The following is a 23,337-nucleotide window of genomic DNA, read 5'->3' on the forward strand; positions in this document are numbered from 1 at the left end:
ATGATCATCCCCCACTGGCGCCGCCCCCTGGCCTGGCTGATGGCCTGGGCCCTGGTGGCCATTGCAGGCGCAGGCTGGCTCGTGCATGCGCGGTTGCAGGCCCTGGAGGATGCATTCGTGACGGATGCGCGCATCGTGCACCGGCTGCTGAGCCAGCGTGCCGTGCAGCACGATGCGGTAATGGCCATGCTGCCCCTGCTGCAACCACCTGCGCAAGGCCGCAGTGCCAAGGTAGCCTTGCCGCTGCCGCGCCTGCCCGCCGCCTATCCGCAGATCATCGAGGTACTGCGCCGCCTGCCGGACAGCAGTTGGCCGGCTGACTGGCCCCATGACCTGGGTGCCGCGCTGGATATGGCAGAGGCCCGCTCGCTGCAAAGCGGCCATGCCGAACTGGCCTGGGCCGACCTGCCCAAAGGCCGGGTATGGCTGGCACTTGCCGGCCCAGCCGCCGACCACGCCCTGCTGCTGGATCTGCATGCCACCATTCCCTGGGACGAGTGGCCCATGGATGCCCGGACCAGTCCAGTGCGCGTGCGGCTTCAGTATCAGGGCCAAGCCTTTACCGTGCAGGCCGGACGGCAACTGGAGCGCGGCTGGAATTACGACTTTCACAAGCTGCTGGCCTCGCAGAGCCAGCCCTTCGATGTGGTGCTGGAGCGCGACGTGGGCTGGAGCGAGTTGCCCTGGGCCACCATGCTGGCCTGGGCGGCGGCCAGCGCTGCAGCACTGGCCGCACTGCGCACCCTGCTGCGCCAGCGCGTGGCCGCACGCCGGGCAGAAGAGCTGTTGCGTCTGGGCCAGGTCGCCCGTCTCAACCAGCTCGGCGAACTGGCTGCGGGCATGGCACATGAAGTCAACCAGCCGCTGACCGCGCTGCTGGCCAATACCCAGGCGGCGCAGCGCCTGCTGGGCGATGAGGAGCCAGATCTGGACATGGCACGCCATGCCATGAATCAGGCCGTGGCCCAGGCAAGGCGCGCCAGCACCGTCGTGGGACGCCTGCGCCGCGTGGTCGAGCGGCCCGACCTGTCAGGCCAGGTCCAGGCTCTGCCCCTGTCCACCGCCGTGCATGATGCACTGCACCTGCTGGAGCCCGAGCTGCGCCGCCGCAGCATTGCCGTGCAGGTGGATGCTCCCGCAGACCTGCCGGCCGTGCGCGCCGAGCCTGTGGCCTTGCAGCAGATCATCCACAACTTGGTGATGAACGCGCTGCAGGCCATGGAGCAGACCGAGCCCGGCCGGCGCCGTTTGCGCCTCACCCTTAGCCCCCAGGGCGCGCGGGTCCTGCTGAGCGTGCGCGACACCGGCCCCGGCGTGGCGCCCGAGGCGCGAGCGCGCCTGTTCACGCCGTTCTACACCACACGCTCCGGCGGCCTGGGATTAGGCCTTTCGCTGTCGGAAAGCCTGGCGCAGGCGATGGGAGGCGAGCTCACTTTGGCGCCATCCTCTCCTTCGCCTGCCGATGGGCCTGGGGCCGAATTCCATCTGCAGCTCCCGCTGGCACACCAGCCTTGAACGCGACATGACCTCTTCCCTCTCGCCCCTGATTCACCTTGTGGACGACGATGCCGCCGTGCGCGACAGCCTGGCACTGCTCATAGGCACGGTAGGCCTGCGCGTCCAAACCTGGTCCGACCCGCATGTCTTTCTCGCCGAGTTCGACCGCAGCGACGTGGGCGCCATCGTGCTCGACGTGCGCATGCCTGGCATCAGCGGGCTGGCGGTGCTGGACAGGCTGGTGGCGCAAGGGGTGGATCAGCCTGTGATCATGCTTACGGGCCATGGAACCGTGGAGATGTGCCGCCGCGCCTTCAAGGCCGGTGCTGCGGAATTCCTTGAGAAGCCGGTCGATGACGAGCTGCTCATCGAGGCGCTGCAGGCCTCCGTGCGCCAGCATGTGCGCTCGCGCGAGCGCCACCAGGCCGACCGGCAGGCGCGCGAGCGTTATGCACAGCTCTCGAGCCGCGAATGCGAGGTGCTGGGCCTGATCGTGGAGGGGCTCACCAACAAGGAGATCGGTCGCGCTCTGTCGCTCTCGCCGCGCACGGTGGAGACCCACCGCGCCAACCTGTTCGCTAAGCTGGAGACCGACTCGCTGGCCATGCTCATCCGGCGCTACGCGGCCCTGGTCGAGGACGCCGCTCCGTAGTTCTACGGAGGTAGGCGCGTAGCCTGCCGCATGGACGCCCGGGTGGCGTTTTTCTACAGTTGCGTTCATACCCATCCACCCGGAAAAACGTATGAAACGCACTCTGACACTCGCCGCCCTGACTCTGGCCACCCTGACCGCTGGCACCGCCAACGCCCAGGCCGTGCGCACGGAAAAGAATATGTCGCTGGAGCTGGCCAACCAGATCGCCGCCCAGTCCGTCTCGGCCTGCACCGCCAACAGCTATGCCGTGACCGCCACCGTGGTCGATCGCGCCGGCAGCGTGCGCGCCGTGCAGCGTGCCGACAACGCCGGCCCACACACCGTGGAAGCCAGCCGCGAAAAGGCCTTCACCTCGGCATCGGCCAAGGCGCCAACGCTTGCCATCATGGAGAACTCCCAGAAGAACGCCGGCGCAGCCAACCTCAAGGACATCCCCGGCTTCCTGCTGCTGGGCGGCGGTGTGCCCGTGAAGGTGGGCAATGAGGTGATCGGTGCCGTGGGCGTGGCCGGTGCGCCCGGCGGCCATCTGGACGACCAATGCGCACAGGCCGCCCTGGCCAAGGTGCAGGACCTGCTGAAGTAATCGGATCTAGGATTTTTCGTGAAATTTCAACGCCTTGCCCCCCTGCTGATCCTGGCTGCCGCAGGCAGCGCTTTTGCCGACGATAGCTACTACGGCGCCCTGCGGATCAATTCCGCACGCTACCAAGCCCACGACATGGACTCCAGCGCCCGCCCCGGACTGGGCCAGTTCGTGCCTGGCGACGAGTCGAATACCGCCACAGGGGGCTCCCTGGCCCTTGGTTATCAACTCCCGTCGAACTGGCGCGTGGAAGCCGAGTACACCCTGCCCAAGAACAACGAGTTCACCAGCGGCTCCACCCGCTTCCCAACCAGCTTCAACCACCACCAGATCCGCTCGCAGCGCCTGATGGTCAATGCATACAAGGATTTCCCCCTGAACGCCCGGTTCTCGCTGTACGGAATGGCCGGCCTGGGCCTGGCACGTCTGGAGTCCAGCGGCTGGCAGGGCAATCCGGGCCGTCAGTACATCAGCGACACCCAGAACAATCTGGCGTATTCCGTGGGTTTTGGCGTCAGCTATTCGCCTATCCAGAAGCTCAGCATCGACCTGGGCTGGCGCTATGTCGACATGGGCAAGGCCAAGAGCGGTGCCAACAACTTCGCCAACGTCCGCGGCCTGCAGGACGAGCAGATGCGTGCCAAGCTGACGGCCAGCGAAATCTCGATCGGCCTGCGCTACAGCTTCTGACCCAGTCCTCTAGAGCAAAGGAAAAGCGGCCCTCGGCCGCTTTTTCTGCTGGTGCGTAAAGCCGTTTACTCGACGCTCAGGCCAATGCTGCGCACCAGTTGGGCAACGCGCACATCTTCGGTCTTGATCTGCTTGGCAAACACTTGTTGGCCCTCCCCCACGGGGGTGATGCCCTGCTGCAGCAGACTCTTGCGCAGCTCGGGGTCCTTGAGCGCCTTGTCCGTGTCCTGGGCGATGGCCTGGACCACGGCAGCGGGCGTGCCCTTGGGTGCGAACAAACCGAACCAGGCACCAGCCTCAAAGCCCTTGTAACTCTCGGCCAGGGTCTGCACCTGGGGCAGCAGTGCATGGCGCTGCATGCCGGACACGGCCAGCGCCGTGAGCTTGCCGCTCTGGATCTGGGTAAGCGCCGGAGCAATCGCAATCAGCATCACATCGACCTGGCCGGCCAGCACATCCTGCAGGCCCTGAGGGCCGCCACGATAGGGAATATGCGTGGCGAAAAAGCCTGCGCGCTGCTTGAACTGCTCCATGGCCAGATGCTGGGCGCCGCCCGTGCCCGAGGAGGCATAGTTGATCTTGCCCGGGTGGGTCTTGGCATAAGCAACAAAGTCCTGCAAGGTCTTGAAGCCCTTGCGGGGATTGGCCACCAGCACGAAGTCGGACTGGCCCAGCTTGGTCACCGGCACCAGGTCGTTCTTGACGTCATAGGGAAGGTTGCGCTGCACATTGGGCATGATGGTGATGGCGCTGTCGCCGCCCACCAGAAGGGTGTAGCCATCGGGCTGAGCCTTGACCACGGCATCCACGGCCGAGACACCGCCAGCCGCGCCCTTGTTTTCCACCACGATGGCCTGCTTCCAGTCCCTGCCCACCAGATTGCCCACCTGACGGGCCAGCAGATCCGGGACGCTGCCGGGGCCGTTGGCCACCACCAGCCTGACGGAGCGCGCAGGAAACTCCGGCTGCTGAGCCATGGCTGCGCCCGATACACAGCTTGCAGCCAGCATGGCCCAGGCGGTGCGGGAAAGTAAACGGGGCAGATTCACGGCAAAACTCCTTAACTAAGGAGTTGATTGTCAAAACAATCACTTATTCCTCAAAATACTGTTTTCATATTCTTTTATTTCCAAAAATAATTAACCACACAAGAAAAAGAAAAGAGGCGACGCGGGCCAGCGCCTAAGATCGACCCCAACCACAAGGCGCAAAGCCGATAGAGAAAATCAGGAGACAAGAACATGGAGAACCTGGGCCACCTCGCCCTTTTGCTGGCCGCAGCTTTCACGGCCGGCGCGCTCAACGCCGTCGCCGGTGGCGGCAGCTTTCTGACCCTTCCCGCGCTGGTCTTCACCGGCGTGCCACCCGTGATTGCCAATGCCACGGGCACCGTGGCCCTGCTGCCAGGCTATATGGCGGGCGCCTGGGGCTTCAAAGACGATATGCAGTCCCCGCCTGGCCTGTCCATGAAACAGGTGGTGGCGCTGTCCCTGATCGGCGGCTCCGCCGGTGCGGCGCTGCTGCTGTTCACGCCCGACGCCACCTTCCGCAAGGTCGTTCCCTGGCTGCTGCTGGCCGCCACCGCCATGTTCGCCTTCGGGCCGCAGCTGCGCGCCTGGGCCTCGGGCAAGAATGCCGCCCATGCCACCCCATCGGCGGCCAAGGCCGCTGCAGGCATGCTGATCGTGGCCATCTATGGCGGCTACTTCAACGGCGGCCTGGGAATTTTGCTGCTGGCCTTGTTCGGCCTACTGGGCCAGACCTCGCTCAACGCCATGAACGGCATGAAGAACCTGGTCTCTGCCCTGCTGACGGCCATTGCCGTGGTGATCTATGCCGTGGGCGGCATTGTGGAATGGAAGCAGGCCATCGTCATGATGGTGGCCGCCACCCTGGGCGGCTATCTGGGAGCCCGCGTGGCGCGCAAGATTGCACCCCATGTCCTGCGCTGGGGCATTGTGGCCACGGGGCTCGTGATGGCAGGGCTGTTCTTCGCCAAAGGCTGAAGCGCTGCCCAAAGCAAAAAGCCTTCTCGGTCCGAGAAGGCTTTTTTGTGAGCACGCAGCGCTTGATAGATAAGCGTCAGAGGCCAATTTGACGATATTTTCAGAGCAGACGAGCCTTGACCGTCTTGCCCTTGACCTTGCCTGCATTGAGCTTGGCGCAGGCCGCCGAGGCAATCTTGCGATCCACGGCCACATAGGTGGAAAAGTCGTTGACGCTGATCTTGCCGATCTGCTCGCGGCTATAGCCGAAGTCGGCGCACATGGCGCCCATCACATCGCCGGCGCGGATCTTTTCCTTGCGCCCGCCAATGATCTGGATGGTCATCATGGGTGGCAGCAGCTCGCCACCGGCGGCAGGCGTGAGTTCGTCAACGGGGAAGAATTGTGAAGCACGGCCTTGCAGCTGCTCGATCTTGCCCACGCTGCCCATCTCGTCCATGCTTACCAGATTCAGCGCCAGGCCTTCGGCATCGCCACGGCCCGTGCGGCCGATACGGTGGATATGCACCTCGGGGTCGGGGGTGACATCCACATTGATGACTGCAGACAGGTCGGCGATGTCCAGACCGCGCGCCGCCACATCGGTGGCGACCAGCACGCTGCAGCTCTTGTTGGCAAACTGCACCAGCACCTCGTCGCGCTCGCGCTGCTCCAGCTCGCCGAACAGGGCCAGAGCGCTGAAGCCCTGGGCCTGCAGCTCGCTCACCACGTCGCGGCATTGCTGCTTGGTATTGCAAAAGGCAATGCTTGATTCAGGACGGAAGTGTGCCAGCAGCTTGGCCACCGCGCTCACTTTTTCTCTAGCACCGACTTCGTACCAGCGCTGCGCGATCTTGCCCGCGCTGTGCTGGGTCGCGACCTTGACGGTCTGCGGATCGCGCATGAAGCGGCTGGCCAGCGAGGCAATGCCATCGGGGTAGGTGGCCGAGAACAGCAAGGTCTGACGGTCCGCCGGGCATTGGCGCACCACGGTTTCGATGTCGCCGAGAAAGCCCATGTCCAGCATGCGATCGGCCTCGTCCAGCACCAGGGTCTTGAGGTTGCCGATGTCGAGCTTGCCGCGCTCCATCAGATCCATCACGCGTCCGGGCGTGCCGACGACGATGTGCGCGCCGTTTTCCAGCGAGGCGATCTGGTTGCGCGAGGGCACGCCGCCATAGACTGTGACGACCTTGATATTGTCCTGCGCGCGCGCCAGGCGGCGGATTTCGGTGGCGACCTGGTCGGCCAGCTCGCGTGTGGGGCACAGCACCAGGGCCTGGACGGCAAACCAGCGCGGGTTCAGGCGGTCGACCATGGGCAGGCCGAAGGCAGCCGTCTTGCCGCTGCCGGTGCTGGCCTGGGCGATCAGGTCCTTGCCCTGCAGGGTCAGCGGCAGACTGGCGGCCTGGATGGGCGTCATCTGCGTATAGCCGAGTTGCTGGAGGTTGGCCAGCATTTCGGGGGACAGGGGCAGCGCCGAGAAAGCGGTGGAATCAGAGGCCTGGGCGGCGCTGGTGGAGGTGTTCATGGGAGCGGATTATCCCGGGCCTGCGCCGCAAAAGCCTTGAGCCATCGCTATTCACGGTGCCATTTGCGGGTTGCCCCTCTTCAATCCGGTCCGGCCATGCTCCTAGTCTGAAAGCGCGCTCTCCATGAGCCGCTTCTGTTTGACGCCAACCACAGACCCAATATGCACCCAAGCCTCACTCGCAAGTTCTGCATCGCCGCCGCGCTGGCCGCCAGTCTGACCTCGACCCAGGCCGCAGAGCTGGATCCCCAGCCGCTCAAGCCCCAGCTGCAGCAGCTGATCGCCAAGATGTATCCGCAGCTGCGCGGCGTCTACGAAGACCTGCATGCCAACCCCGAGCTGGGTTTTCAGGAAACGCGTACCGCCGCCAAGCTGGCTGCCGAAATGCGCAAGCTGGGCTTCGAGGTCACCGAGGGCATTGGCAAGACCGGCCTGGTTGCCATCTATCGCAATGGCGCGGGTCCCACCGTCATGGTGCGCACCGAGCTGGACGCCCTGCCCATGGAGGAAAAAACCGGCCTGCCCTATGCGAGCAAGGCCAAGGCCCAGTACAACGGCAAGGAGAGCTTTGTCGCCCATAGCTGCGGCCACGACATGCATATGGCCAGCTGGCTGGGAACGGCCCAGGCACTGCTGGGCCTGAAGAATCAATGGAAGGGTACGCTGATGTTCGTCGCCCAGCCTTCCGAGGAAACCGTGACCGGCGCCAAGGCCATGCTGGCCGACGGCCTGTTCAAGAAGTTCGGCAAGCCCGACTACGCCTTTGCGCTGCATACCGGCTCCATGCCTTATGGCATGGTGGGCTATGTGGCCGGGCCGGCGACCTCCAATTCGGACTCTCTGGACATCACTTTCCATGGCCGTGGCAGCCACGGCTCCATGCCGGACAAAGGCATTGACCCGGTGCTCATGGCCTCGCGCTTTGTGGTCGACGTGCAGGGCGTGATCAGCCGCGAAAAAGACCCCATGGAGTTCGGCGTGGTCACCGTGGGCGCCTTCAATTCGGGCAGCGCGGGCAATATCATTCCCGACCAGGCGCGGCTGCTGGGCACCATCCGCAGCTACAAAAGCGAGGTGCGCACAAAAATGCACGAAGGCATAGAGCGCACAGCCAAGGCCGAAGCCGCCATGTCGGGCGCTCCTGCCCCCGAGGTAAAGCTGGTCAAGGGCTCGGACGCCGTGGTCAACGACGCGGCGCTGGTAAGCCGCACGGTCAGGCTGTTCAAGGCCGCGCTCGGCGACCGGAACGTGATCCCCATCCCGCCCATCACGGCCAGCGAAGATTTCTCCGACTTCATCAACCAGGGCGTTCCATCCATGTTCTACACCCTGGGCGTGTTCGATCCCCAGAAGGTGGCCCAGGCCAGCCAGCCCGGCGGCAAGCCGCTGCCCTTCAACCACTCGCCCTTCTTCGCTCCCGAGCCAGAACCCACGCTCAAGACCGGTGTGGAAACCATGACGCTGGCCGTCATGAACGTGATGCAGTAACCGCAAGCCTGCCCCGCCATCGGGGCTGCGGCTTGTCTGCCGTTCATCACTGCATTTGCTGCAGATTGCCGATGCGCACCAGCATCTCGGTGAACATCTGCATGTCCGTGCGCAGATCCGGCAGCTCCTGGTACTCCAGCGCATTGTGGGCCGTGTATTTCTTGCCAGGCATCGCCGGGCCGAAGTTGATGGCATTGGGCATGAGCTTGGCCGTGGTGCTGCCTGCGGTAGGCACGGGCCTGGCATCCAGACCCGTGGTGTCGCCAAAGATATTGAGCAAGGTGCTCAGCCACGCACCCTTGGGGTCGCGGGCCATCCAGTTGCCCTGTGTGTACTGCACGGTCACCGCAACCTTGGCCGCATCGCTCCAGCGGGCAATGCCCTGCTCCACCTCGGCGCGCAACTGCTCCGGCGTCTTGCCCCGCGGCATGCGCGCATTGGCCGTCACCTCCAGCTTGCCGTCCGCGGATTTGATGAGATTGGGCGACAGCGTGAGCGGCCCCATGAAATCATCGGCATAGGCGATACCCAGCTGCCGGCCCAGATAGTCCAGGCCAAACACGCCGTTGATATAGCGCACGGCCTGGCTGTACTGATTGGGCTGCAGCAGCGCAGCGCCCTGCTCCGGCATCAGGCTCTGCTGCAGGAACAGCGCCAGGCGCGGCACGGGATTGACCCCTTCCTCAGGGCGCGAGCCGTGAGCGGATGCACCGCTGACCTTGACCGTGACCTGGCCCTCGGCGCGCTGCACATCGATGGCGAACTTGCCCTGGGCCTCGTGCCTGCGCACAAACCCGTCCTTTTCCTTGGACAGCCGCTGCACAATCTGATCCAGCGCAGCTGCATCGATGGCGGAGACGGTAGCGGAAGCCGTCTGCGCAATGGAGTTGGCCGAGGCAGCGCCGCTCATGGCGGTGATGGCAGGCTTGGCTGCATCCACGGTGACATCCGCAAACAAGGCCTTGAGCGCGCCCGTGCCCTTTTCAGCGACCACGGCCGGGTACTTGCTGTCCAGCACGATGTTGTACTGCGGCAGCGCGGTCTTGCTCTGGTAGTACTTCATGGCATCGCCGCCGGTTTCCTCGGTGGTCTCTATCATCAGGCGAATGCTGCGCGACAGCGGCAGACCGCTGTCCTTGACCGCCTTCATCGCATACAGCACGGTGGCGATGGAGCCCTTGTCGTCAATCGTGCCGCGCCCATAAAGCCGATCGCCCACGCGGGTGACCTGGAAAGGATTGATCTGCCTGCCGTCCAGCACCCACTCTGCAGCCACCACCGGCACCACATCGGCATGGGTCAGGATGCCGAACTCGGTCGCCTCGCTGGCGCGGCTCGCCGCATTGGCAGGCAGTGTCACCTCAAAGATGCGATTGTCCACATTGCGAAAGCGCAGCCCGAATTCGGCGGCCATGGATGCAACGAGCTTGCCGAAGTCCAGGATGGCCGGACTTTCATGCGGAGGCACCTTGGGATCACGCACCGTGGGCAGCGCCACCATGCGCTGCAGGCTCTCCAGCACCGCTGTCTCCTGCGTCAGGCGGTTGTACACACCCAGCAATCGCGCGATATCCGCGAGCTCGCCATCCGACAGCGTCTGGCCGCGCATGTATCGCTGCACGGCTGACGCCAGGCCCGGCTCGGCCCTGGCAGCCTGCTGCGCAAAGGTCTTGAAGGATTCGGGCGGGGTCGGGGCGGACGATGCGATCAGTGCGTCCAGCGCGGGTTTCTTCAAGGTCTGCGCCTGGATGGGCAGACTGGCGCCTGCCAGACCCAGAATCAGGCCGGCGGCTATGAGGGACAAGGAGGAATTGCAGGATTGCTTCATGGACAGCTCTTGTAGGAATCGTGGTGACGAATGGGGTCGCAGGCCCGGCTCTGCCTAGGCCTGCGGCTCCATGCGCATGGGAATGGTGACGGGCCCGTCATTGACCAGGTGCACCTGCATGTCGGCGGCGAACTCGCCGGTCTGCACCTGAGCGTGGGAAAGCCTGGCCTGGTCCACAAAGTATTCGTAGAGGCGTCGGCCTTCGTCGGGCGCGGCGGCGGCGGTAAAGCTGGGGCGATTGCCGCCCCTGGTATCGGCCGCCAGTGTGAACTGGCTGACCACCAGCAGCCCCCCGCCAACGTCCTGCAGGCTTTTGTTCATCTTGCCGGCCTCATCGCTGAAGATGCGCAGCTTGAGCATCTTGGCCAGCAGCTTGTCGGCCTCGGCCTCGGTATCGCCGCGCTCGGCACAGACCAGCGCCAGCAAGCCCTGGTCGATCTGGCCCGTAATACGGCCGTCGACCTCCACGCGCGCCTGCTTGACGCGCTGAATCACACTCATCATGTACTCAAACCTTCCTTGGCCGCGCCCTGTGCTTCGCCGCCCTGCTCTCCATCGGCCACTTCACTGACCGTGTTCATGCCCATGGGCAGCAGCTCGATGCGGGCATACAGGCCTGGAATGGCCTGCAGCAGCGCGGCTTCAATCTCCGAGCGCAATTGTGCCGCTCGCTGCACGCTCCACTGGCCGGGAACATGCATGTGGAAGTCCACAAAGCTGCGCTCCCCCGCCTGACGGCTGGAGATATTGTCAAAGCTCACCCCCTCGTTGCGCTTGGCATAGCCGTCCAGCAAAGTGTCAATCTTGAGACGCTGCGGCGCGTCCAGCGCCTGATCCATCAGTCCTTGCGAGGACTGCCAGACCAGTTGCACCCCCTGCACGCAGATATGCACAGCCACTGCCAGAGCCACCAGTGCATCCATCCACAGCCAGCCTGTCAAGGCGGCGGCCAGCAGACCCACCACCACGCCCACCGAAGTCCAGACATCGGTCAGCAGATGCCGCGCATCGCCCTCCAGCGCCATGGAGCGGTATTTGCGTGAAGAGCGCAGCATGACCCAGGCCAGAAGCCCGTTGAAGACGGTGCTGAGCAGCGACAGCATCAGGCCCCAGCTCAATTGCTCCAGTGGATGCGGGTTCCACAGCCGCGACAGCGCCGCCCAGGCAATCGCCAGGCTCGCGCCTATGACCAGCACGCCTTCGAAACCGGCCGAGAAGTACTCCGCCTTGTAATGTCCATAGGGGTGCTCGGTATCCGCCGGTCGCTTGGCCACGGTCACCATGGTCAGTGCAAACATGGCTCCGGCCAGATTCACAAAGGACTCCAGCGCATCGGACAGCAGGCCTACCGAACCGGTCAGCCACCAGGCCAGGGTCTTGAGCACAATGGTGAGCAGCGCCACCACCACGGACAGGCGCAGCAAATTATGCGGCTGCAGCCATTGTGAATATGTTGAGACGTCAGATTTGGACATGTTCAGGTTCTACAGCCTCTATATCACCAAGTGCTTTGATGCTTCAATAGTCTTTGCAAGTTGTCTATAAAGCAACCCAGAATCCCTTATCGTGATGGACATGTCATGGTCGAGGCTGACCTGATTCCTATATAAATACTCCCAGAAAAAAGGGAGGCGCATGCCTGATACGTTGATAGCACAGCAACCGAGGGATGAGGACGCCATTCTTCGACTGGTGGCCGATACAGCGCCCGCTATGCTGGCCTATTTTGATGCCGACACACGCGCCTGTCGCTTTGCCAACGCGCGCTATGCAGAGCACTTTGGCCACACCATGCAAACCATAGTGGGCATGGATGTGCGTGACATTGTGGGCGAGCTGGTCTGGACACAGATCGAACCTTATCTGGACTCCGTGGCCGTCGACAACACTCAGACGCTGCGCTACACCCGCCAGGTCGAAAACGAGACTGGTCGGCTGCAACACATCGAGGCAGTGCTGCGCCCTCATGAGGAAAAAGGCGTACTCAAGGGCGTTGTGGCGCTGATGACCGATGTCAGCCACCACCATCTGGCGACACAGCAGATACGCGACAGCGAAGAGCGCATGCGCAAGTTCGCTGCCATCACCACCGAGGCCATCGTGCTGCATCGTGACGGCATCATCACGGACGGCAATGACGCACTGGCCCGGCTGGTTGGCTACTCGCTTGGCGAACTGCGCGGCACGCCGGTTCTCGATTACGTGGCACCTGAAGCGCGCCTGCGGGCGCTGCAGAACATGCGCAGCGAGCGAGAGGATCGCCTCGAGTCCGTGATCATTCACAAGAACGGCCAGCTAATCCCCGTAGAGATCGAGGCCTGCACCATGCCTGGAGAAAAGGACAGGCATCGCATCGTCCTGCTGCGCGACCTGACCGCAAGCCTTCAGACCCGACAGCACATGGACTATCTGACCCAGCATGACCTGCTGACACATCTGCCCAACCGAGCGCGTCTCAACCATCTGCTGGCCGATGCCATCGCCAGGGCTGCCGGCGAGCAATCACGATTGGCGGTGCTGTCACTGGACCTGGACCAGTTCAAGGCGGTGAACGATTCGCTCAGTCATCAGGCAGGGGATCTGCTGCTGTGCGAGCTTGCGAAGCGGCTCCGAAGCACTGTGGGTGCTCAGGACATCGTGGCCCGCACCGGCAGCGACGACTTTGTGGTCGTGCTGCCCGACAACCCCGGCCTGCTCGAGACCGAGGCCCTGCTGACGCGACTTCGGGCCACAGCTGAGGCGCCCTATCTGATCGAGGGTACCCAACTGGTGATTTCCGTGAGTGTCGGCATCGCCATGTATCCCAAGGACGGGAAATGTCCGGCGTCCCTGCTGAGCAATGCCGAGGCCGCCATGCAGATGGCCAAGAGTCGCGGCCGCAGCTTCTCCCAGTTCTACACTCCTGCGCTCGAAAGCCGGGCCACACGCATGCTGATGCAGGAGCAAATGCTGCGCAACGCCGTGGAACGCGGTGAGTTCGAGCTGCATTACCAGCCGCAGACCCTCATGCAGACGGGCGAGCTTTCAGGCTTCGAAGCCCTGGTGCGCTGGAAGCACCCGCACCGCGGCCTGGTCTCGCCCGACGAGTTCATCGGCTTTGCCGAAAACCGGGGGCTGATCGCAGCCGTGGACCGCTGGGTGCTCTATCAGGCCTGCCGTCAAGCCCGTGCCTGGCAGCAACAAGGCTTTCCCGCCATCCCCGTGGCCGTCAACCTGTCGGCACAGGAATTCCGCCAGCGCGATGTAGTCAAGGAAGTGGCGCAGGCACTGGCCGACACGGGGCTGGACGCCTGCTATCTGCACATCGAGGTCACAGAAACCACGCTGATGCTCTCGGGCAACCAGATGCAGCAGACTCTGCATGCCCTCAAGGCACTGGGCGTGGGACTGGCGATCGACGATTTCGGTACCGGCTATTCGTCTCTTGCCTACCTGCGCAAGCACCCCATAGACCGGCTCAAGATCGACCGCTCATTCGTGACCGATCTGCCCCACAACCCGGATGCGGCCGCCATTGTCAATGCCATCGTGCAGATGGGCCGTAGCCTGCATCTGGAGATTCTGGCCGAAGGTGTGGAAAGCACTGAACAGCTGCAACTTCTGAGAGAGATGGGCTGTGCCATGATGCAAGGGTTTCTCGTGTCAGCGCCATTATCTGCCGAGCAAGCCTCGGCATGGATGTCGCAACACTGTCAACTGCTACAAAGACAATAGTGCATGGCCTCGAATACACCGACACCCTCTCATAAAAGCAGCAGCATGTTTCATACGGATGCCCCTCAGGCATTGGCCCATGTGCAGCAGCTGTACCGCGAGCAAATCGACCATCTGCGAGCTGCCATGCAGCGTTTCGTGGCAGGTGAAACTCCGGCCGCGCCCATTCATGCCTACTACCCGTTTGTACGCATCAAGACCACCACGGTGGCGCAAGCCGATACCAAGCTGACCTACGGCTTTGTGGAAGGCCCAGGCACCTACGAGGCCACGCTGACCCGGCCCGACCTGTTTGCCAGCTACTTCGGCGAGCAACTGCGCCTGCTGATCCTGCACCACCAGGTCCCCATCGAAGTAGGCCTCAGCGACAAGCCCATCCCGATTCATTTCTCGTTCGCCGACAACGACCATATCGAAGGTTCGCTCTCGCCAGAACGCCGCATGCTGATGCGTGATGTGTTCGATCTGCCCGACCTGGAATCCATGGACGACGGCATCGCCAACGGCACCTGGCGCGCGGCGGCCGGCGAGGCCCTGCCTCTGTCGCTGTTCACCGCCCCGCGCGTGGATTACTCGCTGCATCGCCTGCGCCACTACACAGGCACGGCCCCCGACTGGTTTCAGAACTTCGTGCTGTTCACCAACTACCAGTTCTATATCGACGAATTCATCCGCCTGGGCCACGCCGAAATGGCCAAGGAGGACAGCGAATACATTGCCTTTGTCGAACCCGGCAATGTGGTGACCCGCCGTGCCGGCCTGCCCGCGGAAGCCGTCGACGAACTCGGCACGGCGCCGCCGCGCCTGCCGCAGATGCCAGGATACCACCTGGTGCGCGCAGACAATAGCGGCATCACCATGGTCAATATCGGAGTGGGCCCGGCCAATGCCAAGACCATCACCGACCACATCGCCGTACTGCGCCCTCATGCCTGGATGATGCTGGGCCACTGCGCGGGTCTGCGCAACAGCCAGCAGCTGGGCGACTATGTGCTGGCCCACGCCTATGTGCGTGAAGACCATGTGCTGGACGAAGAGCTTCCTCTATGGGTGCCGATTCCTGCGCTGGCCGAGATCCAGGTCGCGCTGCAGCAGGCCGTGGCCGATGTCACGCAGATGGAGCGTGCCGATCTCAAGCGCATCATGCGCACCGGCACCGTGGCCAGCACCGACAACCGCAACTGGGAACTGCTGCCTGACAACCTGCCCCAGCGCCGCTTCAGTCAGAGCCGAGCCGTGGCGCTGGATATGGAGTCGGCCACCATTGCCGCTAACGGCTTCCGCTTCCGCGTGCCCTATGGCACCTTGCTGTGCGTGAGCGACAAGCCGCTGCACGGCGAGATCAAGCTGCCTGGCATGGCCAACCATTTCTATCGAGAGCGTGTGGACCAGCACCTGCGCATCGGCATGCGTGCCGTCGACATACTGCGCGAAGGCGGCTCCGACCGCCTGCACAGCCGCAAGCTGCGCAGCTTTGACGAAGTGGCCTTCCAGTAAAGCCCAGCCATGCCGGAAACCGACCAGTTTTCCATGACATTGATGGTGGCCGTCAATTTGATGACGGTCGCTTTTGCACTGCCATGGTTTATGGGTCAGCAAATGAGCCGGGCGACCAGAAATGCTCAGCAATTCCTGCTTTTGCAGGGGCTGGCCTGGTTGCTCGTCTTCTGCGCCGGGCATGTACTCCCCTTCACATGGAATGCGCTGCTGTCGATATCCAGTGCCGCGGCTGCAACCGGCGCACTGTGGCAGCTGCATAAAGCACTCAAGGGTTGGCTTGGACCTCGCAACAAGATACTCACCCGCTCCCTGGCCTTGCTGTGCCTGCTGACACTTGCGGGCGTGCTGGTTCTGATCGAAAGCAAGCCCTACCGGTTGGCTTGGTTCAATATCAGCTACGGCTTGAGCCTTGTCACTCTGGTCTGCCTAACCTTATCGCCGCAAACCAACTCGGCCACGGCCTGGCGTTATCTGCTATTGGGTGCCGGCCTTTGCATCGCAAGCATTCTGCTCATACGCGGCTACTTCACCTTGAACGCTCCTTGGCTGCACAGCTTTGCAGAGGAACCCAGCCCACATATGCTGCTTTCGTGGCTGATCCCCATAGGTTCCGCCATTTTTTTCGTATCGATCCTGATGGCCTGCCGTGACGAAGAAGTCCGCCAGCGATCCGCAAACGCACCAGAAGACAGTCTGACCGGCCTGCCGCTGCGCCAGGCCATCAAGAACCAGGCCCGCTTCATGCTGAACAGAGCTCGACGCGAAGGCCTGCCGCTGGCCTTGATTCTGATCGACATGGATCACTTTTCGCGGGTCAACAGCCGCCATGGCTATCAGGCCGGAGACGCGGCGCTGCAGCTCATGTCACGCACTCTGCGAAAGCAGATGCGCGGCGACGAGGTCGTGGCCAGATGGCAGGGTGAATCCTTTTGCCTGCTAATTCACGCCGATCAATTGGGTGTCAGGTCGCTGCTGACTCGCATCCAGTCCGCATTCCAGATCGGCGCGCAGTACGAACTGCAGATGGACCTGGACTTCAGCGCGGGTTGTGCCCTGGTCCCCTCGGCCTGGAAGAGCCTGAGCCTCAACGAGCTGGCCAGCCATGCCGGCACCGCCCTGCAACAAGCCAAGAATCAGGGCCGGGGAAGGGTCGAATGCACCACTCTGACGCCTCCGCCCGGCGAGGATCATGCCCCCTCCGACCTGGCTCCGCTGACCTGAGTCAGCACTCGGCCTTGATCAGATCTGCCGCCTTCTCGGCAATCATGATGGTCGGCGCATTCGTATTGCCGCTCACGATGCGCGGCATGATCGATGCGTCGACCACGCGCAGCCCTTGCACACCATGCACCCGCAAGCGTGCATCGACCACATCCTTCACGCCAGGCCCCATGCGACAGCTTCCCACAGGGTGATAGATGGTGTCGGCGTAATTTCGGATGAACTGCTCGATCTCCGCATCGCTGCGCGCCTGTGCCGAATACTCCAGCTCCCGCCCCTCGAAACGAGCCAGCGCAGGTTGCCCGAGAATTTCACGCATGCGGCGTACGCCGCGCACCAGGCGCTGCATATCGTCGGCCTCGGCAAAGAAGGCAGGGTCTATGAGCGGCATGGCTCTGGCATCGGCAGAGGCCAGCTTCACGCTGCCCCGACTCCTTGGCTGCAGCAGACAGACATGGCAGGAGTAACCGTGGCCCAGCACCGTCTTGCGACCGTGGTCGACCAGCTTGCCCACCACAAAATGCAGCTGCAGATCGGGCGCACGCTCCTGCGGCCCGCTGCGGATAAAGCCGCCGGCCTCGGCAAAGTTGCTGGTCAGCATGCCCCGGCGCTCACGGCGCCAGCGGCCCATGCCCTGCCAGACATTCCTGAGGCCGGCAAACGACAGGCCAAAGCTGTCCGTCATCTGCGGCCCGTCCACCACCTGCACCACATCGGGGTGGTCATGCAAATGCTCGCCCACACCGGGGAGGTGATGCACGACATCAACGCCTGTTTGCTGCAGATGCTCGCCCGGCCCTATGCCCGAGAGCATCAGCAGCTGCGGCGACTGCAGCGCCCCGGCACAAAGCAAGACCTCGCGCCGGCAGCGTAGCTGCCGGGTCTGACCACCCTGCACATACTCCACTCCGACAGCTCGGCGACCTTCCATCAGTACCCGCAGCACCTGCACACCGGTCAGGATTTCCAGATTGGGCCTGCTGCCGCACACCGGCTTCAGATAAGCCTTGGCCGCACTGCAGCGCTCGCCCTTGTGATGCGTGACCTGATACAGACCCACGCCCTCCTGAGCGGTGCCGTTGAAGTCGAGGTTGTGCGCATGACCGGCCTGCACGCCTGCGCGCACAAAGGCCTGGGCCAGCGGGTTCGGATCGCAGAGATCGGAGACATGCAAAGGGCCGCTGGCACCATGCAGCGCATCCGCGCCGCGCGTATTGCATTCGGCCTTCAGAAAATAGGGCAGAACATCGCTCCAGCCCCAGCCTGGATTACCCTGGGCGCTCCAATATTCGTAGTCCGCAGGCTGGCCGCGCAGATAGATCATGGCATTGATGGAGCTGGAGCCGCCCAGCACCTTGCCGCGCGGCTGGTAGCCCCGCCGGCCATTGAGGCCAGCCTGCGGAACCGTGCTCATGGCCCAGTTGAAGTTTTTCTGCTTGGCCATCAGCGCCAGCCCTGCCGGGCAGTGGATCAGCACGCTTGTGTCTTCGCCACCCGCCTCCAGCAAGGTCACGGCGACCTGCGGGTTCTCGCTGAGCCTGGCTGCCAAAACCGCACCAGCGGAGCCGCCTCCCACCACCAGATAGTCACGCATCTCCGCCCTCCTTTTGCCGCAAATTCTGACCAGAGGTCTGCAGCAGCGAAACGAGGAAAAACACGGTCGTGCAGAAAAAACTGTCATCGTGATGACTCCTAACACGCCAACCATGCCCGACTAGGGTCAAACCCGGTCAGAACCGGGATAACATTTTCCTGTTCAACCGCACTCAACTGAATGGAGACAAAAAGATGGCAATCCAAACCGTAGGCATCATCGGCGCCGGCACCATGGGCAACGGCATCGCGCAGGCTTGCGCCGTGTCGGGCATCGACGTGGTGATGGTGGATATCTCCGAGGCCGCCGTGCAAAAAGGCCTGGCCACCGTGGCCGGCAGCCTGGACCGCCTGATCAAGAAGGAAAAGATCAGCGAAGCCGACAAGAACGCAGCGCTGGCACGCATCAAGACCTCGACCAGTTACGACGATCTGAAGTCGGCCCAGTTGGTGATCGAAGCCGCCACCGAGAACTACGAGCTCAAGGTCAAGATCCTCAAGCAGCTCGATACCCTGCTGGCACAGGACGTGATCGTTGCAACCAACACCTCGTCCATTTCCATCACCCAGCTGGCAGCTGCCACGCAGCGTGCCGACAAGTTCATCGGCATGCATTTCTTCAACCCCGTGCCCATGATGGCCCTGGTGGAGATCATCCGCGGCCTGCAGACCAGCGACGCCACCCACGATGCCGTCAAGGCCCTGTCGGAAAAACTGGGCAAGTCGCCCATCACCGTCAAGAACGCTCCCGGCTTTGTGGTCAACCGCATTCTGGTGCCCATGATCAACGAGGCCTTCCAGGTGCTCAGCGAAGGCACGGCCTCGGCCGAGGACATCGACGCCGGCATGAAGCTGGGCTGCAACCAGCCGATTGGCCCGCTGGCCCTGGCCGACATGATTGGTCTGGACGTCTGCCTGGCCGTGATGGAGGTCTACCTCAAGGAATTCGGCGACAGCAAGTACCGCCCCTGCTTCCTGCTGCGCGAAATGGTGGCCGCCGGCCGTCTGGGCCGCAAGACCGGCCAGGGTGTTTACACCTACTAAATCGCCGGCCTTCAGGTCTTGTGCGCGACTGCGGCGGCTGCGACAGCCGTCTAAGGTTGCAGCAGGAGACCTGCCATGCAAATCGACCATCCCAGCCCTCCGCCCGAGGGCTGCATTTCTTGTGAAGTCCGCGGCCATGTGCTGCTGATAGGCATCAACCGCCCGGCCAAGCGCAATGGCTGGACGCCGGCCATGTTCCAGCAACTGGCAGAGGCCTATACCCGGCTCGACGACGAGCCAGAGTTGCGCGTGGGCCTGCTCCATGCGTTCGGTGAACATTTCACGGCGGGACTGGATCTGCCTGTCATCGCCGAGTTCATGAAAAGCGGCCAGAAGGTCATCCCTGCAGGTCTCGTGGAGCCTCACGACTATGGCCTGCCCGGCTACCGCCGCCGCACCAAGCCCATGGTCGCCGCCGTCAAGGGCATCTGCTTTACCGTCGGCATAGAGCTGATGCTGGGCGCCGATATCGTCGTCGCTGCCGACAGCAGCCGCTTTGCACAGATGGAAGTACAGCGCTGCATCATGCCCACGGGCGGCGCCACGCTGCGCATGCCCGAGCGCGCCGGCGTGGGCAATGCCATGCTGCATCTGCTGACCGGCGACGCCTTCGATGCAGCCGAAGCCCTGCGCTGCCACTTTGTGCAAAAAGTCGTGCCTGCAGGCCAGGAACTGGAAGAGGCTTTTCGCATTGCCGAGCGCATTGCCGCCCAGGCGCCGCAGGCCGTGGTGGCCACACGCCTCAATGTCCTCAAGGCCATAGAGCTGGGCCAGGCCGCCGCCGTGGCCGATTTCATCCCCGTGCAGCAGCGCCTGGCCAGCAGCGAGGACGCTGCCGAAGGGGTGTGTTCCTTTATCGAGAAACGCCCAGCACGTTTTACCGGTCGTTAATCCCATGCCCAAGAGGTGATGATGAGTTTGAAGTCTTTTACACGCAAAACGCTTGTGCCACTTGCGCTGACAGCTATGGTTTCTGCAGTCCATGCACAGGCTGCCGCTCCCGCATTGCCCGACCCGGCCAGCACCAGCGTGCAGGCCATGGGCTGGATGCAGGGCTTTCCGCCCGCAGCCGACAAGCTCATCACCTTCGACAACCCCCTGGGCAATACCTTTCCACGCAATCGCTGGACCTTCTCGCATATCCGCGAAATCACGCCCACGGCCAATGTCTGGCGTGGCCCTGGCTCGCCCAGCGCCCTGCGCTCGGCTCCGGTCGACATCGAGCAGGTGCGCTTCAAGGTCATGGGCACCGGCGAGGAACTGAGCTTTGTCCAGGCACTGGATCGCAACTACACCGATGGCATTCTGGTCATGCACAAGGGCCGCGTGATCTATGAGAAATATCTGGGCGCGCTGGAGCCGCAGCGCCCGCACCTGGCCATGTCGGTCACCAAGTCCTTTGTCGGCACCCTGGCCGCCCTGCTGGCCCATGAAGGCCTCATCAAGCCCGAGGCACCGGTGACCGACTATCTGCCCGAGATGAAGAACACCGCCTATGGCGACGCCACGGTGCGCCAGGTGATGGACATGACGATTGGCGTGAAGTACTCCGAGAACTACGCCGATCCCAAGGCCGAAGTCTGGGACTACGCCCGCGCCGGCGGCATGATGCCCCAGGGCAAGGACTATGCAGGGCCCAGGAGCTTCTATGAATTTCTGCAGACCCTGCAGAAAGAGGGCGAGCATGACCAGGGATTTGCCTACAAGACAGTCAACGCCGAAGTCCTGGCCTGGATCGTGCGCCGCGCCAGCGGCAAGCCTCTGGCCCAGTTGCTGTCCGAGCGCATCTGGAGCCGCATCGGTGCCGAGCAGGACGCCTACTTCATGGTGGATCGCATAGGCACGGAATCGGGCGGCGGCGGGCTCAACACCACGCTGCGCGACCTGGCCCGCTTCGGCGAGCTGATGCGCAACGAAGGCCGCGCCGCCAGCGGCCAGCAGGTGCTGCCCAGGGCCGTGGTTCAGGACATTCGCCGCGGCGCCGACCCCGCCAAGTTTGTGAAGGCCGGTTATGCCACGCTGCCCGGCTGGTCGTATCGCAATATGTGGTGGGTCTCGCACAATCCCAACGGGGCCTATATGGCGCGCGGCATTCACGGTCAGGCCATCTACATCGACCCCAAGGCCCAGATGGTGGTGGTGCGCTACGCCTCCCACCCGATTGCTGGCAACGCAGGCATAGACCCGACCAGCCTGCCCATGTACCAGGCTCTGGCCGATGCGCTGACCGCCCGTTAGGCACGAGACAGCTTCAGCCGCGACAGGCTCCGTGAGCGGAGCCTGCTTGCATTGCTCCGGACCTCTGCACTGCCTCCTTTGGCTTGGTTGCTTGCAAATTAAATTGCACACAATTTAATTGTCTGCAATAATTCAACACATGCGATCCGATGACAACCTTCTCCCCGACAGCTCCGAGCTGCTGCGCCTGGACAATCAGGTCTGCTTTGCGCTGTACTCGGCATCGCTGGCCATGACCAAGCTCTACAAACCCTTGCTGGATGCCATAGGCCTGACTTACCCTCAGTACTTGGTCATGTTGGTGCTCTGGGAAGGCGACCAGCTCACGGTCTCGGAACTGGGTGAACGTCTTTACCTGGATTCAGGCACGCTGACGCCCTTGCTCAAGCGACTGGAGAGCGCAGGCCTGCTGGCACGCCAGCGCGATGCACAGGACGAGCGCCGCGTGCGCATCGCCCTCACGGATACCGGCCGGGCACTACGCGCCGAAGCCGAAAAAATACCTGCCTGCGTGCTTCAGAGCACGCAGTGCACCCTGCCCGAACTGCAGGCCCTCACGGGCCAGCTCGGCACACTGCGCGCACGGCTTGCGCCGCGCCGCAGCCACTCCTGACGATTTCCTCCACCCGCCCGCATTGCCGGGCAATCTCGCAAAGGAAGACACCATGGCCCAACTCGACAAGGTTCTCTACACCGCCCACGCCCACACCACCGGCGGCCGCGAAGGCGCTTCGCGCACCGATGATGGCCGCCTGGACATCCAGCTGAGCTCGCCCGGCGGCGCCGGCAAGGGCACCAACCCCGAGCAGCTGTTTGCCGCCGGTTACTCCGCGTGCTTTATCGGCGCCATGAAGGCCGTGGCCGCTCGCCAGAAGCTGACCCTGCCTGCCGACCTGTCGGTAGACGCGGAAGTCGATCTGGGCCCCGTGGGCGAAGTGTTCGGCATCGCCGTGCGCATGAAGATCAGCCTGCCCGGCATGGACAAGGCTGCGGCCCAGCAACTGGTGGACGCCGCTCACAAGGTCTGCCCCTACTCCAACGCCACACGCGGCAATATCGACGTGACGCTGACCATCGCCTAAAGCGGCTCAGGCCACAGGGCACCGGGCGCTGCAACATAGCGCCCGGTGTCCAGTTCGAAGACGCCTTCAAGCGTCAGCGGCCCGGCAATATCGGCCGCCGCATAGCGGGTCAGCGCCAACTCCCTTACCTCGAAGACCGGCAAGTCCTGGATCAGTGCTAGCAACTTGTCCACAGCCTCTCGCAGTGGCAGCCGTCTCGCATAGTGGCCCAGGGTCACATGGGGTACATAGCGCCAGCCCGGCGCGGGCTCCATGGGCACCAGCGCCTTATGCAGGCGCTGCAAGCATTCCTGCCCCCGGCCGACGCCCAGATAAGGCACGGTGGTGAAGCTGCCAGCCCCCGCGACTTGCACGGCAAAAGGGTGCAGCCGCTGGCTTTGCAGCATGGCGACATCGGCGCGCAGCGCCAGCCGGTCATATTCCCGCGCCACATGCTCGTCCCCTCCCCCACACAGCCCCCTATAGGCCAGCGTGATATGCGGCTGGCGCGCATGGCGCGGCAACAGGGCATCACCGAGTCTGGATCTGGCGTGCTGCAGCAAGGACTCCAGGTCAGGGCCTTGCAGCATCACCACCCAGACGGCGCACCAGGGGCAGCCTTTGTGCCACTCGGCAAAATCCCGGTCCTCACAGGGCTGTGAAAGTTCTTCGCTCTCTTGCATGCGGGCAGTGTGCCAGCTTCGGCCAC

General features: G+C 63.3%; 21 protein-coding genes. 14 read left to right on the plus strand and 7 right to left on the minus strand.

The window, feature by feature from the left end:
* The 4 genes from Cth01_RS06285 to Cth01_RS06300 all read left to right on the plus strand — a co-directional run bounded on the left by Cth01_RS06285 (position 1) and on the right by Cth01_RS06300 (position 3,425).
* A complete protein-coding gene (locus Cth01_RS06285) occupies positions 1-1,515 on the plus strand; it encodes a sensor histidine kinase (protein WP_045838766.1) in 1,515 nt (504 codons plus the stop codon).
* Between the two features lie 7 nt (positions 1,516-1,522).
* Complete coding sequence (locus Cth01_RS06290; RefSeq protein WP_034354728.1) at positions 1,523-2,149, plus strand: response regulator transcription factor; 627 nt, start codon at positions 1,523-1,525, stop codon at positions 2,147-2,149.
* Positions 2,150-2,240: 91 nt separating this feature from the next.
* Positions 2,241-2,735 (plus strand): GlcG/HbpS family heme-binding protein, encoded by a 495-nt coding sequence (locus tag Cth01_RS06295; RefSeq protein ID WP_034354731.1) that lies wholly within the window; start codon positions 2,241-2,243, stop codon positions 2,733-2,735.
* Positions 2,736-2,753: 18 nt separating this feature from the next.
* A complete protein-coding gene (locus Cth01_RS06300; protein WP_034354734.1) occupies positions 2,754-3,425 on the plus strand; it encodes an outer membrane protein in 672 nt (223 codons plus the stop codon).
* Positions 3,426-3,490: 65 nt separating this feature from the next.
* Here the strand turns inward: Cth01_RS06300 and Cth01_RS06305 are convergent, their stop codons facing one another.
* A complete protein-coding gene (locus tag Cth01_RS06305) occupies positions 3,491-4,474 on the minus strand; it encodes a Bug family tripartite tricarboxylate transporter substrate binding protein (RefSeq protein WP_034377245.1) in 984 nt (327 codons plus the stop codon).
* Positions 4,475-4,666: 192 nt separating this feature from the next.
* Here Cth01_RS06305 and Cth01_RS06310 point away from each other — a divergent pair, with 192 nt between their 5' ends.
* On the plus strand, positions 4,667-5,431 hold the full coding sequence (locus Cth01_RS06310; protein WP_034377246.1) for a sulfite exporter TauE/SafE family protein: 765 nt from the start codon (positions 4,667-4,669) through the stop codon (positions 5,429-5,431).
* Between the two features lie 100 nt (positions 5,432-5,531).
* On the opposite strand, the gene dbpA is transcribed toward Cth01_RS06310, so the two are convergent.
* On the minus strand, positions 5,532-6,941 hold the full coding sequence (gene dbpA, locus Cth01_RS06315) for an ATP-dependent RNA helicase DbpA (protein WP_034377248.1): 1,410 nt from the start codon (positions 6,939-6,941) through the stop codon (positions 5,532-5,534).
* A gap of 162 nt (positions 6,942-7,103) precedes the next feature.
* Between dbpA and Cth01_RS06320 the strand changes: the two genes are divergently transcribed.
* Positions 7,104-8,429: an amidohydrolase gene (locus Cth01_RS06320; protein ID WP_045838767.1), complete on the plus strand. Its 1,326-nt coding sequence runs from the start codon at positions 7,104-7,106 to the stop codon at positions 8,427-8,429.
* A 46-nt stretch (positions 8,430-8,475) separates the two neighbouring features.
* Here the strand turns inward: Cth01_RS06320 and Cth01_RS06325 are convergent, their stop codons facing one another.
* Genes Cth01_RS06325 through Cth01_RS06335 form a run of 3 tightly spaced genes read right to left on the minus strand, consistent with a single transcriptional unit; the run spans position 8,476 to position 11,732 of the window.
* On the minus strand, positions 8,476-10,257 hold the full coding sequence (locus tag Cth01_RS06325) for a dipeptidase (RefSeq protein WP_034391206.1): 1,782 nt from the start codon (positions 10,255-10,257) through the stop codon (positions 8,476-8,478).
* 54 nt (positions 10,258-10,311) lie between these two features.
* Positions 10,312-10,761: a D-aminoacyl-tRNA deacylase gene (dtd, locus tag Cth01_RS06330; RefSeq protein WP_034391209.1), complete on the minus strand. Its 450-nt coding sequence runs from the start codon at positions 10,759-10,761 to the stop codon at positions 10,312-10,314.
* A complete protein-coding gene (locus Cth01_RS06335; protein WP_045838768.1) occupies positions 10,758-11,732 on the minus strand; it encodes a cation diffusion facilitator family transporter in 975 nt (324 codons plus the stop codon). The genes dtd and Cth01_RS06335 overlap by 4 nt, the downstream gene beginning before the upstream one ends.
* A gap of 160 nt (positions 11,733-11,892) precedes the next feature.
* Here Cth01_RS06335 and Cth01_RS06340 point away from each other — a divergent pair, with 160 nt between their 5' ends.
* Genes Cth01_RS06340 through Cth01_RS06350 form a run of 3 tightly spaced genes read left to right on the plus strand, consistent with a single transcriptional unit; the run spans position 11,893 to position 16,692 of the window.
* Complete coding sequence (locus tag Cth01_RS06340; RefSeq protein ID WP_034354757.1) at positions 11,893-13,971, plus strand: putative bifunctional diguanylate cyclase/phosphodiesterase; 2,079 nt, start codon at positions 11,893-11,895, stop codon at positions 13,969-13,971.
* A gap of 45 nt (positions 13,972-14,016) precedes the next feature.
* Entirely contained in the window at positions 14,017-15,468 is a 1,452-nt protein-coding gene (locus Cth01_RS06345) for an AMP nucleosidase (protein ID WP_034354761.1), read from the plus strand.
* Between the two features lie 9 nt (positions 15,469-15,477).
* Complete coding sequence (locus Cth01_RS06350; RefSeq protein WP_045838769.1) at positions 15,478-16,692, plus strand: GGDEF domain-containing protein; 1,215 nt, start codon at positions 15,478-15,480, stop codon at positions 16,690-16,692.
* 1 nt (position 16,693) lies between these two features.
* Here Cth01_RS06350 and Cth01_RS06355 read toward each other — a convergent pair whose 3' ends face one another.
* On the minus strand, positions 16,694-18,286 hold the full coding sequence (locus tag Cth01_RS06355; protein WP_045838770.1) for a GMC family oxidoreductase: 1,593 nt from the start codon (positions 18,284-18,286) through the stop codon (positions 16,694-16,696).
* Positions 18,287-18,480: 194 nt separating this feature from the next.
* On the opposite strand from Cth01_RS06355, the gene Cth01_RS06360 reads away from it, so the two are divergent.
* The 5 genes from Cth01_RS06360 to Cth01_RS06380 all read left to right on the plus strand — a co-directional run bounded on the left by Cth01_RS06360 (position 18,481) and on the right by Cth01_RS06380 (position 22,649).
* On the plus strand, positions 18,481-19,329 hold the full coding sequence (locus Cth01_RS06360; protein WP_003068696.1) for a 3-hydroxybutyryl-CoA dehydrogenase: 849 nt from the start codon (positions 18,481-18,483) through the stop codon (positions 19,327-19,329).
* A gap of 75 nt (positions 19,330-19,404) precedes the next feature.
* A complete protein-coding gene (locus Cth01_RS06365) occupies positions 19,405-20,220 on the plus strand; it encodes a crotonase/enoyl-CoA hydratase family protein (protein WP_034354769.1) in 816 nt (271 codons plus the stop codon).
* Positions 20,221-20,241: 21 nt separating this feature from the next.
* Entirely contained in the window at positions 20,242-21,567 is a 1,326-nt protein-coding gene (locus Cth01_RS06370; protein WP_174447029.1) for a serine hydrolase domain-containing protein, read from the plus strand.
* Between the two features lie 139 nt (positions 21,568-21,706).
* Positions 21,707-22,180: a MarR family winged helix-turn-helix transcriptional regulator gene (locus Cth01_RS06375; protein ID WP_003050815.1), complete on the plus strand. Its 474-nt coding sequence runs from the start codon at positions 21,707-21,709 to the stop codon at positions 22,178-22,180.
* Positions 22,181-22,232: 52 nt separating this feature from the next.
* Positions 22,233-22,649, plus strand: a complete 417-nt coding sequence (locus tag Cth01_RS06380) for an organic hydroperoxide resistance protein (RefSeq protein ID WP_003068688.1) — start codon at positions 22,233-22,235, stop codon at positions 22,647-22,649.
* Here the strand turns inward: Cth01_RS06380 and Cth01_RS06385 are convergent.
* On the minus strand, positions 22,646-23,311 hold the full coding sequence (locus Cth01_RS06385) for a 2'-5' RNA ligase family protein (RefSeq protein ID WP_045838771.1): 666 nt from the start codon (positions 23,309-23,311) through the stop codon (positions 22,646-22,648). The genes Cth01_RS06380 and Cth01_RS06385 overlap by 4 nt on opposite strands.
* Positions 23,312-23,337 lie beyond the last annotated feature (26 nt).

It is taken from the genome of Comamonas thiooxydans, assembly GCF_000964545.1.
GTDB lineage: Bacteria > Pseudomonadota > Gammaproteobacteria > Burkholderiales > Burkholderiaceae_C > Comamonas > Comamonas thiooxydans.